Annotated in this window: 3 protein-coding genes; 1 reads left to right on the forward strand and 2 read right to left on the reverse strand. The window is 43.1% G+C overall.

The window, feature by feature from the left end; translation table 11 throughout:
• Positions 1-38: 38 nt before the first annotated feature.
• A complete protein-coding gene (locus tag PS3_RS05325; protein ID WP_007122283.1) occupies positions 39-539 on the reverse strand; it encodes a universal stress protein in 501 nt (166 codons plus the stop codon).
• Between the two features lie 65 nt (positions 540-604).
• Positions 605-2,002 (reverse strand): dipeptidase PepV, encoded by a 1,398-nt coding sequence (gene pepV, locus PS3_RS05330; RefSeq protein ID WP_007122284.1) that lies wholly within the window; start codon positions 2,000-2,002, stop codon positions 605-607.
• A 92-nt stretch (positions 2,003-2,094) separates the two neighbouring features.
• Between pepV and PS3_RS05335 the strand changes: the two genes are divergently transcribed.
• Entirely contained in the window at positions 2,095-2,949 is an 855-nt protein-coding gene (locus PS3_RS05335) for an NAD(P)H-hydrate dehydratase (protein WP_007122285.1), read from the forward strand.
• Positions 2,950-2,967: the final 18 nt, after the last annotated feature.

Below are 2,967 nucleotides of genomic sequence, written 5' to 3' on the forward strand. Positions count from 1 at the left end.
AGTACATGATTCTCAAAAAAATACCCATTTATGATTTTTTATAGTTTTGGATATGCGGTCCGATCAATCTTTAAAGGATCATTATTGATGTCAGTCTTAACCACCACCACATCATATGCCGTATGACCAATGACATAATTAGCGGTTGAACCGACCAACATTTTACCAATCACGTTCAATCCAGTCGCCCCAACAACTAAGAGATCGATATCGTGATCTTCAGCATAGCCCGAACTTAATTCTAACTTAACGTTCCCAATAACTACCTTTGTCAAAACCTCAGGAACCCCAGCATCTAAAGCCCGTTGCTTGTAGTCAGCTAAGGTTGATTCCATCTTTTGAATAGATTCTTGGTAAACATCCCGGTCGATGAACCCATATCCAATCGTATCAGCGGTTGGGTAGCGTTCACCATTAACCACACTTAATAGGTGTAAGGTTGCTTGATTTTGCTTTGCTAATAAAACTGCTTTATCAAAAGCAGCTAACGATTGCTTTGAACCATCAATCCCTACCAAAATGTTTTTGTATTCAGCCATAATATCCACCTCCACATGGTATTACATAAAAAACTGTAACCGTTTTCTATACTTTTATTATACCACTAATCGGTAACAAGGTCATAAATAGCTTGCATATAAATTGCCATTGATAACAATAAATCTTCAACTGGTTGAAACTCATTGGCTTGATGCATCACATTAGGAGTGGTTGGCATGAGCGCACCAAAGGCGACGCCCCGCTTCATCAAGCGTCCATAAGTACCGCCCCCCACAACTAAAGGTTGTGCACTTTGATCCCCCGTCTGATCACGATATGCCTTCATTAGGGTTTGGACAATCGGATCGGTAGGATCAACATAGTGGGGATCCTGATTGCGTCCCGTCGTCACCGTTAATCCTAATTGATTGGCCACCTGACCGATTTGTTGGTTGATTTCTGTCGGTGTAATTCCCTTTGGATACCGGAAGTTCATGTCAATTTGAATGCCCTTAGTTTGATCAAATTGCAATATCCCCGCATTCATAGTCATTTCACCCATAACCTCATCCCTAAAATCAGCCTTAAAGTTCCGCACCCGGGTATCCAAATGTAAATAGTCCGCTAAAAAAGTGACAAAATTAGCAGCTTGTCCATTTAGTGGAACTTGCTTTAAGAATTTAGCAAGGTAGGTTCCCGCATTAATCCCCTTCTCGGGCTCAGCTCCATGGGCCGCCTTACCAAGAATTTCAAACTTAACTTGATCACCATCAGCAGTCATAGATCCCGAAACTGGTTCAGCTTGGATGAATTGATCAAAGGCCTCTTGTAGTTGGTCTACGTTCGTCCCTGACAGAACCGCCGTCGCCTCACGAGGCACCATATTAAAGCGAAGCCCGGCATCAAATTTTATCAATTGAACCTGTCCATCATTATCGCCAGATCCACTTAACTTCAAAGAAACTTGGCCCTTTTCACCATTAATCACCGGAAATTCAGCATCTGGAGAAAAACCAAGCGTTGGCGCCGGTTCAACTTCAAAGTAGCGTTTCATCCCCGTCCAATTACTTTCTTCATCGGTTCCGACAATAAAACGCACACGCTTGTTAAACTCGATCCCCTGGTCTTTTAATTCTTTGAGGGCATAGTAAGCTGCTAAGCCCGGTCCTTTATCATCCGAAGCTCCCCGCCCGTAGATGTTGCCATCTTTAATCACCGGGTCAAATGGATCCGTGTCCCAACCATTTCCAGCGGGCATGACATCCAAATGGGCCAAAATAGCTAGGGTTTCCTCGCCATCGCCCCATTCAGCATAACCGACCACGTTATCAATGTTTTTTACCCGAAAACCATCCTGATCAGCCATTTCTAAAAAGGCCTTGAGTGCCTGAGCTAGAGCAGGACCTAAGGGATATTCTGGACTTGCTTTTTCTTCATCACGAACACTTGGGATCTTAATTAATGAAATAAGATCTCGAAGATAGTGATCACGTTGTGCATTTGCTAATTCTTGCCAATTCATATCAATTGCTCCCATTTTTTCATTTCATTCATCATACCATATCGATAAAATATCGTATAATCATTGTAAAGTAACCAGAGGAGATGACAAGTATGCAAGCCTTATCTGCTGACATTTTAAAAGAAGTGATTACCCCACGTCCGGTCCAAAGTTATAAGGGGACTTTTGGTCGTTGTGTTTTAATTGGCGGTAACAACCAATTTGGGGGTGCCATCATCATGGCTACCATGGCGGCGGTTTACGCAGGGACTGGTCTAGTCACTGCAGCTACCGATCCCATTAACATCACCGCTCTTCGAACCCGGGTACCAGAAGCTATGGTCATCGACTATCAGGATTTTAATCAATTAGCCACTTTGCTGTCATCCGCCAACAGTATTGTCGTTGGTCCAGGCTTAGGCGAGACGGAAACGAGCTTAAAGATTTTGAAATTTGTTTTCAATCAGATCCACGCAAAACAAAACCTGGTCATCGATGGTTCGGCTATTACGCTGGTAGCTAATCACCATTTAACCCTACCAAAGGCTCAGATTATTTTTACTCCTCATGAAATGGAATGGCAACGCCTTTCGAGAATAGCTATTGTTGATCAAACCGAGGTGAATAATCGAGCCGCTCAAGCCAAATTAGGCGCCATGGTCATGGTTAAAAAACATCATACCGAAATTTATACTGACCAGAATGTTTATCAGTTAACGATTGGGACGCCTGCCCAAGCCACTGGCGGAATGGGTGATACCCTAGCCGGCATGGTTGGTGCCTTTACCGCCCAGTTTAGGACTGATTATCAAAAGTCCGCCTTAGCCGCTGTCTACGCCCACAGTGCGATCGCTGAAGAATTAGCTGCTAATCAATATGTAGTTTTACCAACACAAATTAGTGCCCAACTGCCACAATTTATGCATCAAATTAGCCAACCAGATGAACAACCAATTGGTTTTATTTAGTTAAAAAGTCCAGGAGAA

This window comes from Limosilactobacillus gastricus PS3 (assembly GCF_000247775.1).
GTDB lineage: Bacteria > Bacillota > Bacilli > Lactobacillales > Lactobacillaceae > Limosilactobacillus > Limosilactobacillus gastricus_A.